Here is a 13,589-nt window from a genome sequence, read left to right on the forward strand (position 1 = left end):
CGCAGAGCAACAGTTGGTGTGGCCTAGGAATCGGATCGGGTCCGGCCGTGGAGACGGCCCAGCATGGCGTTGTAGGCCCGCAACGCCTCTTCGTCGTCGTCGAGGTCGACACCGCCGTCCAGGTCGCCGCCGACCGCCGACCGCCGGGCCGCCTCCAGCCAGGGGCCGAGGTCGTCGCCTCCCTTCGGGGAGTTCACCCAGCGGGTGATGACCACGATCGCGAGCGCGGCCATGAGCAGGTCACCGCCGACCCACATGATCGCTCCGCCCCAGTGCAGGTCCTCGACGAGGGTGGGACCCCAGTCACGGTGCGCCATGCCGAAGCCGGGAAACGGCTCGTACGGTGTCATCAGGAGCGTGACGCCGACGATGGTGTCCACCACCATCGCGGCCAGGAGCAGCGCGAGCCGCATGAGGTAGGGCGGCGGCCGCCGCGCGGTGCCGTCACCGAAGACGGGCAGCAGCAGGAGGAATCCGGCGACCAGGTACAGGAATTCCTCCAGGCCGTGCAGCCACGGGTGTTCGAGCGCCTGCTGCTGGAACGGCGTGAGGTGCGTGCCGACGACCACCGCCGTGTAGGCGGCGAACCCGGTCACCGGGTGTGTGACGGCCCGCAGCACGCGGCCCCGGGCGGGGCCCAGTGCCAACGGGCGGCCGAGCACCAGGAACGCCGGGGCCACCATGATCAGCAGCAGGTGCTGCAGCATGTGTATCGAGAACAGCGTGTCGGCGTAGGCGTTGACACCGCCGCCGACCGCGAGGGTGGTGACCGCCAGGCCCGCGAGGAACCACGCCGTGCGCGAGGCGGGCCAGCGCCGGCGGGAGGCGGCGGCGAGATAGGCGGCCGCCGCCAGGGCGAGCAGGACCGCCGCGGGAACCGGCATCGCCCAGGCGGTGACGATGCTGTGCCAGGTGAAGGGAGTCATCCTCACCAGTATTGCACTAAGCAATTATTGCGGTATGCGGAAACACGGTGACGAGGACGGCCTACGTCCCCGGTAGGCGACGAGCACTCGCAGCCGGGTTTCGGGCAGCCGGAACCAGCGGCCGAACGCCGACCCGGGCGCCGGGCCGATCTGCACCATCGGCCCCTCGCGGCCGGCCGCCGCCCACCGCAATCAGGTCGCGGCCCCGGTGTACTGCGTATCCTCGGCGACACCATTGCCGTGCGCAACACTTGTGGGTGCTATCCGTAGTGGGTGTGAGGTAAAAAGGAACCATGCCCACCCGCCGTGCCGCCGCGCCCGCGGCCACCAATGACGTCGACGCGGTCACCGACGCCGTGCTCACCGCCTCCCGGCTGCTCGTGGCGGTGTCCGCCCGCTCGATCGCGGCGGTCGACGAGTCCATCACGATCCCCCAGTTCCGCCTGCTCGTGGTGCTGCACACCCGGGGCCCGCTCAAGCTGTCGGCGCTCGCCGAGTCGCTCGGCGTCAACCCCTCCACCGCCACCCGGATGGTGGACCGGCTCGTCGCGGCCGAGCTGGTCAGCCGCCAGGCCAACCCGGCGTCCCGCCGCGAGCTCGTCGTGTCCCTGACCGGTACCGGCGAAGCCGTGGTGCGCGAGGTCACGCAACGGCGCCGCAAGGAGATCGCCCGGATCGTCAGCCGGATGGCCGTCACCACCCGGCGCGGCCTGGTCCGGGCACTCAACGCCTTCGCCGAGGCCGGTGACGAACCCGACGTCGCCGACCAGGGCGACGCGCTCTGGCTCTAGACGTCACCCGCCGCCGGGGCGGTTCGTTCGGCCGGAGGTGGGAACGTCGCGGGAATGGACAGTCAGCAGACCCGCAGGCGCGACGACGCCTTGATCGACCCGCGGAAGCACCGCGGAACCGGGCGGATCCGCCCCGGGGTCATCGAGTTCCTCCGCGTGCCGCTGGGAATCATGGTGTTGTTCGCGCTGGCCGGCGTCGGTGCTGGCCCGGTGGCTGGTCGGCGGTGAACGAGACCGGTCGGCGCGGGCGGATCAGCCGGACGATCTTCCCGTCGTCTACGTCGACGGTGCGGTCCAGCGGGTGCTCGACGCGCTCGCCGCCGTCGTCATCGTCACCGCGGAGTCGCGGAGGGCGCAGTCGTGTGCGGAAGCGCTCGCGGAGCTGGAGGGCGTGCTGTCGCGCCACGGACGGGAGACCGAGCGGGTCGCCTTGGTGCGCAGGGAACTCAGGGAAGCCACCCGCCGCCTGTTGCCGAAGTCCTCGGACGATCCGGCAGCCGCCCGGCCCGGCCGGTGAACGGACGGATTTCGCAAGGGATCCGTCAGGTGGAGAACGGCCAGGCCGGGTAGCCGGATCCGGAGCGGGAAGGAGGCCGGTGATGACACGTCTGGCGAAAGCGGGCCGGTGGTTGCTGCCGCTGCTGGTGACCACCTCGTTGGTGGCTTGTACCGGGGACACCGGGCAGCGGGCCGGGGTGACGACCGCACCGGCGAGCACTCCGCCGGTCGTCGCCGCACCGGTCGCCGGTTTCGCCGACCTGGTGGAGAAGGTGTCGCCCAGCGTGGTGACCGTCCGCACCAGCGAAGGGCTCGGGAGCGGAGTGGTGCTGCGGGACGACGTCGTGGTGACCAACGAGCACGTCGTCGGCAACGCCCGGGACGTCACGCTCGTGTTCGCCAGCGGTGCGCAGTCGCCGGGACAGGTGCTCGCGACCGACCGGATCAGCGACGTCGCGGTGGTCCGCAGTGACCGGAAGAACCTGCCGGTGCCGGCGTTCCGGCAGGACCTGCCCCGGCAGGGCGAGGCGGCGGTCGCGATCGGCAGCCCGCTCGGTTTCGAGAACTCGGTGACCGCCGGCGTGATCTCCGGGTTGCACCGCGACATCCCCGGATCCGCCGCGCAGAGCCGCTCACTGGTCGATCTCATCCAGACCGACGCGTCCATCTCGCCCGGCAACTCCGGTGGTGCGCTGCTCGACGCCCAGGGGCGGGTGGTCGGGCTCAACGAGGCCTACATCCCGCCGACGACGGGCGCGGTGGATCTCGGTTTCGCGATCCCGGCGGCCACGGTGCTCGACGTCGCGAACCAGCTCCTCGCGAACGGCACGGCCGTGCATCCCTACCTGGGCGTCTCCGTGGGCCGGCTGACCCCGGAGATCCAGCGGCAGCTGGGCGTCGACGCCGACGCCGGGGCACTGGTGCTGGGTGTCGACCAGGGAGGACCGGCGGACCAGGCCGGAATACGGGCCGGGGACGTGATCGTCGCACTGGGCAGCACGAAGGTCGCCTCCGTCGAAGACCTCCTCGGGGCGCTGCGTGAGACGAAACCCGGGCAGAAGGTCACGGTGTCGGTCGTCCGGGGCGAACAGCGGACGCAGCTCGAACCGACGATCGGGCAGCAGGGCGGATGACACGAGAAGAACAGCGGGCCGGGGCCGACGGCCCGGCGGTGACGACCGGGGCACTGAGCGCCGCGCCCGCTGTCCGCCCCGACGGGGACGAAGGCGGCAACACGGCCCTACCTGAGCCACCCGTGGCGCCGGGCGAAGCGGCGAAGGCGCTCCGGACGAGCGCCGGTGGGGAACTGGCGGAGCCGGATCTGGCCGAGGTGACCGAACGCGATCTCCCCAGCCTCGCGGCGGCGGAATTCGAGGTGGCGCTGCCGGATCGGCACCAGCGCCCGCCGGGCGACGGTTGACCTTTTCCGCTCTGCCGGTGGTGGTCACTTCCCGCGGCCACCACCGGCAGCGGTGGTCAGCGGCCGGCGGTCGGGGCGGCCGTTCCCCGGGGTTCGGCCTGCGGGCTGGGTTTGCGGCCGGGCTCGAACCGGACCCCGGTGAACGCCACTTCCACCGGCTCGGCGAAGCGCTTTCCGTTCACCGGGTCGTGGCGCAGGAAGTCTGGCGCGCTGATGTGCACCTGCACCGTGTAGGTGCCGGGCCCGGGCATGGCGAAGTTGCAGCCGTAGTGGTGCAGGAACGGGTGCCACAGGAACGGCAGCGCGGCGGTGAAGATCTCCTCGCCGCCCCTGCTCACAGTGACTGTCACGTCGAGACCGGGCACGAACCGGCCGTCCGCCAGATCGGCGACCGCGATTTCGAGGTGGCCGTTGGCGTCCTCGGCCGCCTCGTGCCAGACGAGCTGCCCGTCCTCCCAGCCGTGCATGCCCTCGGCGTTCTCCTGAACCAGTGCGACCAGGTATTCGCCGGCCGCCTTCAGCACTGCGCCGGACTCCTGTTCCATGGCCTTGAGTGCGCGGAAGTAGGCGTCGCCCTCGCCTCGGGCGACGGCGAGCTGGCCGGGTTCGGCCTCGTTGCTGGCCTCCATCGGGGGACGGTGGTGTGGACTGCTCATGCGGAAGTCTCGCTTTCGGTGGTTCGTCGGTTTCAGCGCCGCCTGGTGAGCGCGGCCAGGCCGGCGGTGGCGGCGAATGCCGCGCCCCCGGCCACCAGCCCGTGGTGCTGCGAGGCCCACAGCTGGAAGCTGCGCGACTTCGCCTTCTTGTCGAACCGGCCGTGCGCCCCGTGGTCGTGACCGGGTGCGTCGTCGGCGGGTTCCCACAGGTTCGCCGGGCGCTGGGCGTTTCGCCGCTGGGCGGTCTGCTGGGACTTGAACCCGGTCATCGCCAGGTAGCGGTCGAGCAGGCCGGGGGCGAACTTGTTCGCCAGCAGGGTGCCTGCCGTGGAGCCGCCGACCCAGTACTCGCGGCGCCGTGGATGGTCCGCCGCGTAGGCGACGGCTTTCGCCGCGACCTCCGGCTGGTAGATCGGCGGCACCGGCTGGGCCTTGTGCGGCAGGCGGGAGAGGACCCAGTCGAACTGCGGCGTGTTCACGCCGGGCATCTGCACCATCGTCACTTGCACCTTCGAGTGGTCGTGCAGCAGTTCACAGCGCAGCGATTCGTGGAAGCCCTGGATGGCGTGCTTCGCGCCGCAGTACGCGCTCTGCAACGGGATGCCGCGGTAGGCGAGGGCGGACCCGACCTGCACGATCGTGCCCCGATCGCGAGGCAGCATACGGTCGAGCGCGGCCCTGGTCCCGTGGACGTACCCGAGGTAGGTCACCTCGGTGACCCGGCGGTACTCCTCGGGCTTGATGTCGGTGAACCGGGCGAACACGCTGGTGAAGGCGTCGTTCACCCACACGTCGATCGGGCCGAGCTCCTCTTCCACCTGGCTCGCGGCGCGGTCGGCGGCGTCGTAGTCGGCCATGTCGACGGAGATCGGCAGTGCGCTGCCTCCGGCGGCCTGGATCTCGTCGGCGGCGCCCTTGAGGCCCTCCTCGCCGCGCGCCAGCAGTGCCACCCGGTCACCGCGTTCGCCGAACTCGCGTGCGGCGGCCCGGCCGATCCCGCCGCTCGCCCCGGTCACGACCACTACCCGCCCGTCGGTCACGACTGCTCTCCTCTCCGTGAACGTTGCCCTGTGCAAAATCGGCTACCCCCAGCCCAGGGGGTTAAGCCGCGGTGGCGGTCGACGCGGAAATCGCAAGGTGTTCGTCAGGTGCGGCGGCCGGACAGGTGCGATTCGCGGGTAGCCGGGTACCGCGAGAGACGAAGGGAGGAGCCATGACGCAGGAAAAAGGCAATCAGACGCCGAACACCCCGGATTTCGACGAGTCCGAACTGGACTCGATGAAGGTCGACGAGCTCCGGGAGAAGGCGCGGGACCTGGGCGTGGACGGCGCTGCGGACCTGCACAAGGGCGAGCTGGTGAAGGCGGTCGCGAAGGCGGCAGGCCGGAAGAGCCGCCGCGACGGAAACGGTGGCCGTGACAAGGGTGATGGTGGTGCGCGAGGCTCGGCGGAGTCGAAGTCGGTCAAGTACGCGCAGGAGATCACCTCGACCGACGACGACCCGGAACGCCCGGGCCGGAGCCTGGTGACCACCGACCACGACGTGATCCGCGAGTGGGCGGAGAAGCGCGACGCGAAGCCGGCGACGGTGCCCGGCACCGAGCACGGTGACCACCTCGGCGTGCTGCGCTTCGATTTTCCCGGGTACGGCGGCCAGGACCTGCGCCACGTCGAGTGGGACGAATGGTTCGGCACGTTCGACGCGCGCGGGCTGAACTTCATCTACCAGGAGGAGCGCACCGACGGCTCGCAGAGCAACTTCTTCCGGCTGGAAAACCCCGACCGCGAAGACGCGTGACCGATCTGACCACTGTGGACCGTGGCAGGTCCACAGTGGTCAGATCGTCCGAGGAGCTTCAGGTGCACGGCTCGATTCGGTGTCCGCCGTGGTGAACGCCAGGTTCAGCGCGGATCGATCGTAAGGTGGCCGCCAGGTAGAGGCGGGTTCGCGCGGGGAAGCCAGCCAGTGCCGGCACGGGCCGCCCGGAACGGCGGTGGTGTTCCGTGGATGCCCCCTTCCTGCCGCTCCGAGATCCGGGTGGCGCCCGTGCCGGTCCACCTCGGTCCGTGTGGGTGTGAGGTCAGGGAATGAAGTCGATCGAGTGGGCCAGTTCCTCCCGGCGTTTGCGCAGGATTATGCGAGGACGCTCGATCGACGCCACATCGCTCCACTCGGCGACGAGCGAGCGCCTGGCCAGCCACCGGAACAACCCGGGCAGTGGCCACGGCCCGGCCATTGTGCCCCGGACGTAGCCCAGCCGGTCGCCGATCGCCTGCTTGCCGCATTCGAGACCGATCAGGTCGAACCTGGGCGGGTCGCCGTCCCGCCGCGGCGGGATCCGGCGGAACACGAGATCGTGCACGTGCCCGACTTCGCGGCCGTCGCGGTCGAAGACCCGGCAGCCCACCAGCTCCGCGCCGCGCATCAACGGCTCCCGGGGAGGTGCTCGACGATGGTGTGGCGCGTCCAGTCCCGCATCCGCTGGTTGGGCAGTTCGGCCGCGGTGGCGCGCACGCGCACCTCGTGCCGGTCGAAGCGGGTCACGAGGTCGAGCGGGATGCGGTGGGGCTCCGGGCTGTCGCGCGGGCGCAGCCGCCTGCCGATGGCCGTCCACCAGGTGCCGAGGCGGTCGCCGATCCGCGGGCCCAGCGCGACGGGGCCGCACAGGAGCGCGGTGACCGTGGGGTTTCCCCCGTCCTGCGGGGTGGTGAGCTCGATGTCGTCGACCTTGCCGGCCTCGGTGCCGTCCCGGTCGAAGATCTGCCGGTCCCACAGCAGGTCGTTGGCGGTGACGATGGTTTCTTCGGACATCGGATCCTCCTTCACTGTCCGGCCTTGGTCGCGAACAGCAGCGGCAGGGTGGCGACCGAGACGACGACCATGATCACGAAGGCCGTGACGGCGAGGCCGTTCTGCCACCGTTTGTTGACGTAGGAGCCCATGTACTCGCGGTCGTTGGCGACGACCAGGAGCGGCAGGTAGGTCAGCGGGATCGCCGCGCCGCCCAGCACGACCGACACGAGGGTGACGGTGACCGGGTCGATGGTGGTGAGGATGAACCCGGTCGCGGCGATCACCGACACCAGGCACACGACGTGGAACCGCGGCGCGTGCACGGGCCGGTGGCGCTTGCCCCACGACCAGCCGAGGTACTGGGCGACGCTGTACCCGGTCGACAGCGAGCATTCGGCCGCGGCGGCGAAGGTGCAGGCGAAGAATCCGACGAGGACGAGAACGAGGCCGACGGTCCCCAGTGCCTGCGCGATGGGCAGCGCCACCTGCCCGAGGTGCTTGACGTCGACCGAGTCCGGCCGGAACACGGGCACCATCGCGGCCATGATGGTCAGGCTGAGCACGCCCCCGAGCGGGAAACCGACGAGAGCGTTGACCCGTGCCTCCTTGAGGTTCTCGACCGACCAGCGTTCCTCCCGGCCCCCCGAGGTGAAGAAGATGACCTGGTAGGGCGTGAGACAGGCACCGATCAGCGAGACCGCGTAGAACAGCCAGGTCGGCGAAGCTTCACCCGCCGGCACGTGTGGATGGATGACGTCGTGCCACAGCTGCCCCCAGCCGGCGGGCAGGAGCACGATCGCCGCGGCGAACACGAGCAGGGTGAGCCCGAGCAACCCGAAGATCCGCTCCAGGTGCTGGAACGGCAGCTTCCACACCGCGAGCCAGACCGCGAATCCGGCCACGGGAACCCAGATGAGGTAGTGCACCCCGGTGGCCAGCTTCAGCACCAGCGCGATGCCGCCCAGTTCCGCCGCGAGGGTCAGCAGGGTGAGCACCGTGTTGGCGACCAGGTTGACCATGGCGAACCGGACGCCGAGCCGCTCGCGCACGACGTCGAACAGGCCGCGGTGCGCGACGGCCGACACGCGTGCGGCCATCTCGGCGTAGAGCACCATCATGGCGGTGCCGAGCACGACCGCCCAGGCGAGTGTCATGCCGAACCGGGCGCCCGTGATGCCGCCGGTCACGAGGTTGCCGATGTCGACGAAACCTCCGATGGCCGTCATCACGCCGAGCGTCAGGGCGAGCACCTTCTTCACGAGCCCACCTCGGAGAGCCGGTCGAAGGCGGCGAGCGGACCGGCGAGTGCGTCGGCAGCGGTGCGCTGTGCCCGGTCGTCATCCCGCCGGACGGCGATCCTGAGGTCGGTGAGCAGGCGGACGGCTTGCTCGACGGGCTGATCGACCTGTTCGCGCAGCCGGTCGGACGCCGTGTCCGGGGGCTGGCGGCTGCTGATCGTGGTCCGTACCGAATCGGCGTCCTGTTCGGCGTCGCTCACCACCGCGTCAGTGACGGTGTGCAGCATGCGTCCGTCGAGGTCGAGCCTGGCGGCGTGCTGCGCGGTGACGATGATGCCGGTCATGGCCTTGGCCGTCTGGGCGACCTTCGCCCGGTACTGGCCGGAGGTGACGGTGGGACCGGCACAGGACGACGCGACGAAGGCGAGCACGGCCAGCGTCGCGGCAGACGCCTGCGCTCGCCTCACCGGTCGCCGTTCCTCGGCTCGCCGTCCGGATCGCGCTGGACTTGCTCCAGCGCGTCGCGCGGTCCGCCGCGCACGACGAAGAACCCGAGCAGCGCCAGCAGTCCGAAGTAGATCCCCCAGGCGATCAGCAGGTCCAGTCCCGCAGTCTGCAACATTTCGTGTCCCTCCGGCACGCGGGCTTACCCTTTTGGCGGAAGGAAAACGCACGCACTGACGATGCGCCGTTTTCGTAAGGTTTTCGCAAGACAGGGCGCACCCGGCGTATCCGTGGCCGTTGTGGACACCACTTTTCCGTTTCGCCGCTGGTACGGCCGGGAACCTCGCAGTGCGCCCGTACGCCAGAGAGGTTGCGTGTGGACATGGTTGAACCAGCCGGCCCGGCCGATCCCACGGAGAACAGCCCACGCGAAGTGGTCGTGGGGCTGCTCGCCGACCCGGACCTGCCGGCCACGCTGGCCCGAGAGCTGGCAAGGACACTGCCCGCCGAACTGCGGGCGGCCGTCGGCCCGGAAGTGCGGTGGTCGGTGGAGCGGGTCCGTGATCCGTTCGAGGCCATGTTCCCCGACTCGCAGCGGCTCGTGGACAAGGCCCGGCAGCGGGTGCGGGACACGAACTGGGATCTTGCCGTCTGCCTCACCGATCTGCCGCTGCTCGACGACGGGGGAGTGACCGCGGTCAAGATCAGCCGGGCCGACCGGGTGGCGCTCGTTTCGCTGCCGTCCCTCGGTGGCGTGCTGCTGCACCGGCGCCTGCGCGACGTCGTGGTGCCGCTCGTCGCGGTCCTGGATCCGGCCGTCTCCGCTGACCCGGCCGGACAGTTGCGCCGGGTGGGCCTCGAACCCGTGCCACCCGGCGACCACGAGATCCAGGGGTTTCGCCGGGCCGGGCCGGGTTTCGTCCGGCTGCTCGCCGGAATGATCCGGGCGAACCGCCCGTGGCAGCTGGTGATCGGACTGTCCACCGCGCTCGCGAGCGCCGTCGCCGGGTCGGCGTTCGGCATCCTCTATTCCTCGATCTGGCTCCTGGCGACGTCGCTGGGCCCGCTGCGGTTGAGCGCTGTCATCGTGGCCGCCATCGGGGCACTCGCGGTGTGGCTCATCGTGAACCACAGCCTGTGGGAGCACCGGGAGCGCAGCCACGCCCGCAGCGAGCGGGAGCGCCGGTTGCGCAATGCCGGCACGGTGTTCACGGTCGGAGCGGGTGCGATCGTGTTCTTCCTGGCGCTGTGCCTGCTCACGGGAATCGCGGTCGCTCTGGTGGTACCGCCCGCGTACCTGGCCGGCAGTGTGGGACATCCCGCGGGCCCACTCGACTACGTGAAGGTGACGCTCATGGCGAGCGTGCTCGGCACGGTGGCGGGGGCTGTCGGGTCAGGGCTCGAGGATGACACGACGGTCCGGCAGGCGACCTACGGCTACCGCGAGCAGGCACGGCATCGGCTCGTGGAACGCGAGTCGGATTGACCCGGCGGGAAGTCTCAGGCTCGCTCCGCCTGTGCGCGGGCCCGCGGGTCCTGGTTGTGGCCTGACTCGGCGCCGTGGGAGAAGGTGCTGGACTCGGTGCCGTGCTGTGGTTTGTCCTGCCCGCGCAGCCTGGGCAAGGCGCGGCGCAGGTCCTGCAGGAGCAGGTCGGCGAGGTTGTGGGTGAACCCGAGGGTGAAGGCGAAGACGGGCAGCTGGCGGCCGTCGGTGATCAGCTTGAAGGCGCCGAGCGCGGAGACGCGGTAGGCGGTCTCGTGGTCGAGCTCGCCCTCGGGCAGCCGGTCACGCGGGATGCGGACCGGCTCCCGGGTGAACACGGGGTTGACGCCGATCTCCTCGCGTCCGGTGCGCTCGGGGTCGCCGGGGTGGGTCAGCGGCATGGCGGTGCTCCTTGTCAGCGATCGGTCATTGCCCGGACTGGGACGCCTTGGCGTGGGCACCGAGGTCGTCGAGGGTGAGCTGGTGGCGCGGCGGCCGGTCGAGGATCACGCGCCGCGTGAGGGTGAGCTGCCCGTCGACGTGCAGCAGCTCACCGGAACGCAGGTTCTGCCAGCCGGGGTTCTCGTCCATCTTCTCGCTCGCGACGACCACCGCGGGATGGTCGGCGAGCGCCCCGGACCGGGCTCGGATCCGCCCTTCGGGGCTGGCGTGTTCGAGGTGACGATCTCCGTGCTCGCCTCCTGCGGCGCGTTGCAGCACGAACAGGTTGTGGGTGTCGGGGTAGCGCAGGGCCCACAGGTCCGTGGACGTGGTGAGGATCAGGTTGATCGCGAAGACCGGGAGGTGCTCGGCGACCCAGCGGGCGGCGCCGGTGATCCCGGCCGCGACGTCGCCGTCGTGCCGGTCGATGTAGTGGGTGATCAGCGCGAAGAACCGTTCGGAATCCGTGTCACCCCGCACCAGGTCCCGGTACTCACCGAGCGCGTCGTCCAGCTTGTCCAGGTCTCCGATCACTCCGTTGTGCGCGAAGATGCGGCCGCGCTGGGTGAAGGGGTGGGTGTTGCGCGCGTCGAGGCCACCGGTCGAGGCGTAACGGACGTGGGCGACGAACGTCGCCGACTCCCGGTCCTTCGCCTCCTCGGCGAACTGGCGGTCCTGGTAAGCGGCCAGGGGCTGCTTCTCGACCTGGGGGGTGCCGTCCGGGTGGAAGGTGCCCAGTCCCGTGCCGTCCGGCTCACGGCGGCTCTGCAAGGCGAGGCTGTCCGGCGCCTCCAGCAACCAGAACGTCGCTCGCACGCGCTCGGGACTCGCGGACATTCCGAACAACCGGCACATCGCCGACCTCCTGTACTCGCGTGGATTCGTCACCAGCTACCACCACCCGGACAGGCCGAAACCGAGCCGTGCGGCACCTGGGGCGGAAGCGATGAATCGTAAGGCGAGCGACAGGTTGAAGGGGTGGTGGTGGAGGAAGTCTGCCGACGCCACGTGAGCGGACCGGGGCTCGCCCATCTGTCCGATCAGGACGGCGGCGTCGACCGAAGAGCCCGATTCGTAGGGGAGTCCCGATGACGAGCAACACCGCAACCGCCGAGCCGGCGCCGATCCGGAAACAGGCGCCGCGGCGCACGCCCCGTGGCGCGGTCCTGCTCGGCCTGGCCCGCACCACCGATCCCAAGCAGCTGGGGATCATGTACCTCACCACGGCGTTCGCCTTCTTCATGGCCGGCGGTGCCATGGCGTTGCTGATGCGCACGGAGCTCGCCCACCCCGGTCTGCAGTTCCTGTCGAACGAGCAGTACAACCAGCTGTTCACCATGCACGGCACGATCATGCTGCTGCTCTACGCCACGCCCACCGTCTTCGGTTTCGCGAACTACATCCTGCCGCTCCAGATCGGGGCGCCCGACGTCGCCTTCCCCCGCCTGAACGCGTTCTCGTACTGGCTGTTCCTGTTCGGCGGGCTGATCGTGCTCGCCGGGTTCCTCACCCCGGGAGGAGCCGCGGACTTCGGCTGGACCGCCTACCTACCCCTGTCGGACGCCACGCATTCGCCGGGGGTGGGCGGGAACCTGTGGGCGGCGGGCCTGATCGTGTCGGGCCTCGGCACGATCCTGGGCGCGGTCAACATGGTCACGACCATTCTGTGCCTGCGCTGCCCGGGCATGACGATGTGGCGGATGCCGATCTTCACCTGGAACATCCTGTTCACCGGCATCCTGGTGCTGCTCGCGTTCCCCATCCTGACCGCCGCGTTGTTCGGCCTGCTGGCCGGCCGTCTCATCGGTGCGCACGTCTTCGACGCCGCGCACGGCGGGGCCATCCTGTGGCAGCACCTGTTCTGGTTCTTCGGCCATCCCGAGGTCTACATCGTCGCGTTGCCGTTCTTCGGGATCGTCACCGAGATCATCCCGGTCTTCTCGCGCAAGCCCTTGTTCGGCTACAAGCTGATGGTCTGGGCGACGGTGATCCTGACGTCCCTGTCGTTCGCGGTCTGGGCGCACCACATGTTCGCCACCGGCGCCGTGCTGCTGCCGTTCTTCTCGTTCATGACGTTCCTCATCGCGATTCCGACCGGGATCAAGTTCTTCAACTGGATCGGCACGATGTGGCACGGGCACCTGACCTTCGAAAATCCCATGCTGTGGTCGGTCGGGTTCCTGGTGACGTTCCTGCTCGGTGGCCTGACCGGGATCATCCTGGCCGCACCGCCGTTGGACTTCCACATCCACGACACCTACTTCGTGGTCGCGCACTTCCACTACGTGCTGTTCGGCACCATCGTGTTCGCCACCTTCGCCGGGATCTACTTCTGGTTCCCGAAGATGACGGGCCGGATGCTCGACGAGCGCCTCGGCAAGTTCCACTTCTGGACCACCTTCATCGGCTTCCACCTGACGTTCCTGGTGCAGCACTGGCTCGGCGCCATGGGCATGCCACGCAGGTACGCCGACTACCTGCCCACCGACGGGTTCACCACCCTGCACCTGGTGTCGACGATCGGTTCCTACGTGCTGGGCTTCTCGATGCTGCCCTTCATCTACAACGTCGTGAAGAGCTACCGGTTCGGCGAGCTGGTGGAAGTGGATGATCCGTGGGGCTTCGGGAACTCGCTGGAGTGGGTCACGACCTGCCCGCCGCCGCGGCACAACTTCGTGGACCTGCCCCGGATCCGCTCGGAGCGCCCGGCGTTCGAGTTCCACTATCCGCAGTTCGTCGAGAAGTTTCGGGAAGAGTCGCACCGGACACCCACCCAGCACCGGAAGCCGCGGGCGGCGCCGTCGGAGCTCGCCGCGTCGGGCACCGTGCCGGAGCACAAGAAGATGCACCACGACCCGAAGGACAAGTGAGCCTCCCGGGAGGCTGGAGGGAGACGAC

At 69.9% G+C, this 13,589-nt stretch carries 18 protein-coding genes; 8 read left to right on the plus strand and 10 right to left on the minus strand.

The genetic code is table 11. From position 1 onward, the window contains the following. Window positions 1-23 precede the first annotated feature (23 nt). Window positions 24-926, minus strand: coding sequence for a cytochrome c oxidase assembly protein (locus FHX82_RS25375; RefSeq protein ID WP_145933581.1), 903 nt, complete (start codon window positions 924-926; stop codon window positions 24-26). Window positions 927-1,219: 293 nt separating this feature from the next. On the opposite strand from FHX82_RS25375, the gene FHX82_RS25385 reads away from it, so the two are divergent. The 5 genes from FHX82_RS25385 to FHX82_RS25405 all read left to right on the plus strand — a co-directional run bounded on the left by FHX82_RS25385 (window position 1,220) and on the right by FHX82_RS25405 (window position 3,635). Further along, the gene (locus tag FHX82_RS25385) at window positions 1,220-1,717 is read left to right on the plus strand and encodes a MarR family transcriptional regulator (protein WP_145933580.1); all 498 of its coding nucleotides are present in this window, start codon (window positions 1,220-1,222) and stop codon (window positions 1,715-1,717) included. Between the two features lie 54 nt (window positions 1,718-1,771). Then, a complete protein-coding gene (locus tag FHX82_RS25390; protein WP_183176830.1) occupies window positions 1,772-1,945 on the plus strand; it encodes a hypothetical protein in 174 nt (57 codons plus the stop codon). Beyond that, window positions 1,917-2,234, plus strand: coding sequence for a hypothetical protein (locus FHX82_RS25395; RefSeq protein ID WP_145933579.1), 318 nt, complete (start codon window positions 1,917-1,919; stop codon window positions 2,232-2,234). Before FHX82_RS25390 ends, FHX82_RS25395 begins: the two co-directional genes overlap by 29 nt. Window positions 2,235-2,316: 82 nt before the next feature. Continuing rightward, complete coding sequence (locus FHX82_RS25400; protein ID WP_145933578.1) at window positions 2,317-3,348, plus strand: S1C family serine protease; 1,032 nt, start codon at window positions 2,317-2,319, stop codon at window positions 3,346-3,348. Further along, a complete protein-coding gene (locus FHX82_RS25405) occupies window positions 3,345-3,635 on the plus strand; it encodes a hypothetical protein (RefSeq protein WP_145933577.1) in 291 nt (96 codons plus the stop codon). Before FHX82_RS25400 ends, FHX82_RS25405 begins: the two co-directional genes overlap by 4 nt. 56 nt (window positions 3,636-3,691) lie before the next feature. Here FHX82_RS25405 and FHX82_RS25410 read toward each other — a convergent pair whose 3' ends face one another. Beyond that, the gene (locus FHX82_RS25410; protein WP_183176831.1) at window positions 3,692-4,264 is read right to left on the minus strand and encodes an iron transporter; all 573 of its coding nucleotides are present in this window, start codon (window positions 4,262-4,264) and stop codon (window positions 3,692-3,694) included. 59 nt (window positions 4,265-4,323) lie between these two features. Then, on the minus strand, window positions 4,324-5,331 hold the full coding sequence (locus FHX82_RS25415) for an SDR family oxidoreductase (protein ID WP_145933575.1): 1,008 nt from the start codon (window positions 5,329-5,331) through the stop codon (window positions 4,324-4,326). Between the two features lie 173 nt (window positions 5,332-5,504). Between FHX82_RS25415 and FHX82_RS25420 the strand changes: the two genes are divergently transcribed. Continuing rightward, complete coding sequence (locus tag FHX82_RS25420; RefSeq protein WP_145933574.1) at window positions 5,505-6,089, plus strand: Rho termination factor N-terminal domain-containing protein; 585 nt, start codon at window positions 5,505-5,507, stop codon at window positions 6,087-6,089. A 283-nt stretch (window positions 6,090-6,372) separates the two neighbouring features. Here the strand turns inward: FHX82_RS25420 and FHX82_RS25425 are convergent, their stop codons facing one another. From FHX82_RS25425 to FHX82_RS25445, 5 genes are read right to left on the minus strand one after another with little or no spacing between them, the layout of a single operon-like run. Next, window positions 6,373-6,717: a PRC-barrel domain-containing protein gene (locus FHX82_RS25425; protein WP_145933573.1), complete on the minus strand. Its 345-nt coding sequence runs from the start codon at window positions 6,715-6,717 to the stop codon at window positions 6,373-6,375. After that, complete coding sequence (locus FHX82_RS25430; protein WP_145933572.1) at window positions 6,717-7,103, minus strand: hypothetical protein; 387 nt, start codon at window positions 7,101-7,103, stop codon at window positions 6,717-6,719. Before FHX82_RS25430 ends, FHX82_RS25425 begins: the two co-directional genes overlap by 1 nt. Before the next feature lie 11 nt (window positions 7,104-7,114). Beyond that, window positions 7,115-8,344, minus strand: coding sequence for an NRAMP family divalent metal transporter (locus FHX82_RS25435; protein ID WP_145933571.1), 1,230 nt, complete (start codon window positions 8,342-8,344; stop codon window positions 7,115-7,117). Continuing rightward, window positions 8,341-8,790 (minus strand): hypothetical protein, encoded by a 450-nt coding sequence (locus FHX82_RS25440; protein WP_145933570.1) that lies wholly within the window; start codon window positions 8,788-8,790, stop codon window positions 8,341-8,343. Before FHX82_RS25440 ends, FHX82_RS25435 begins: the two co-directional genes overlap by 4 nt. After that, window positions 8,787-8,945, minus strand: a complete 159-nt coding sequence (locus FHX82_RS25445) for a hypothetical protein (protein WP_183176832.1) — start codon at window positions 8,943-8,945, stop codon at window positions 8,787-8,789. The genes FHX82_RS25440 and FHX82_RS25445 overlap by 4 nt, the downstream gene beginning before the upstream one ends. Window positions 8,946-9,149: 204 nt before the next feature. On the opposite strand from FHX82_RS25445, the gene FHX82_RS25450 reads away from it, so the two are divergent. Continuing rightward, the gene (locus tag FHX82_RS25450; protein ID WP_145933569.1) at window positions 9,150-10,253 is read left to right on the plus strand and encodes a hypothetical protein; all 1,104 of its coding nucleotides are present in this window, start codon (window positions 9,150-9,152) and stop codon (window positions 10,251-10,253) included. Between the two features lie 14 nt (window positions 10,254-10,267). Here FHX82_RS25450 and FHX82_RS25455 read toward each other — a convergent pair whose 3' ends face one another. Together FHX82_RS25455 and FHX82_RS25460 are read right to left on the minus strand one after the other, a co-directional pair. Continuing rightward, window positions 10,268-10,651 (minus strand): hypothetical protein, encoded by a 384-nt coding sequence (locus FHX82_RS25455; RefSeq protein ID WP_145933568.1) that lies wholly within the window; start codon window positions 10,649-10,651, stop codon window positions 10,268-10,270. 25 nt (window positions 10,652-10,676) lie between these two features. Then, the gene (locus FHX82_RS25460) at window positions 10,677-11,546 is read right to left on the minus strand and encodes a class II glutamine amidotransferase (protein WP_145933567.1); all 870 of its coding nucleotides are present in this window, start codon (window positions 11,544-11,546) and stop codon (window positions 10,677-10,679) included. 233 nt (window positions 11,547-11,779) lie between these two features. Here FHX82_RS25460 and ctaD point away from each other — a divergent pair, with 233 nt between their 5' ends. Then, window positions 11,780-13,561, plus strand: a complete 1,782-nt coding sequence (gene ctaD / locus FHX82_RS25465) for an aa3-type cytochrome oxidase subunit I (protein WP_183176833.1) — start codon at window positions 11,780-11,782, stop codon at window positions 13,559-13,561. Window positions 13,562-13,589: the final 28 nt, after the last annotated feature.

Source organism: Amycolatopsis bartoniae, assembly GCF_014191255.1.
Taxonomy (GTDB): domain Bacteria; phylum Actinomycetota; class Actinomycetes; order Mycobacteriales; family Pseudonocardiaceae; genus Amycolatopsis_E; species Amycolatopsis_E bartoniae.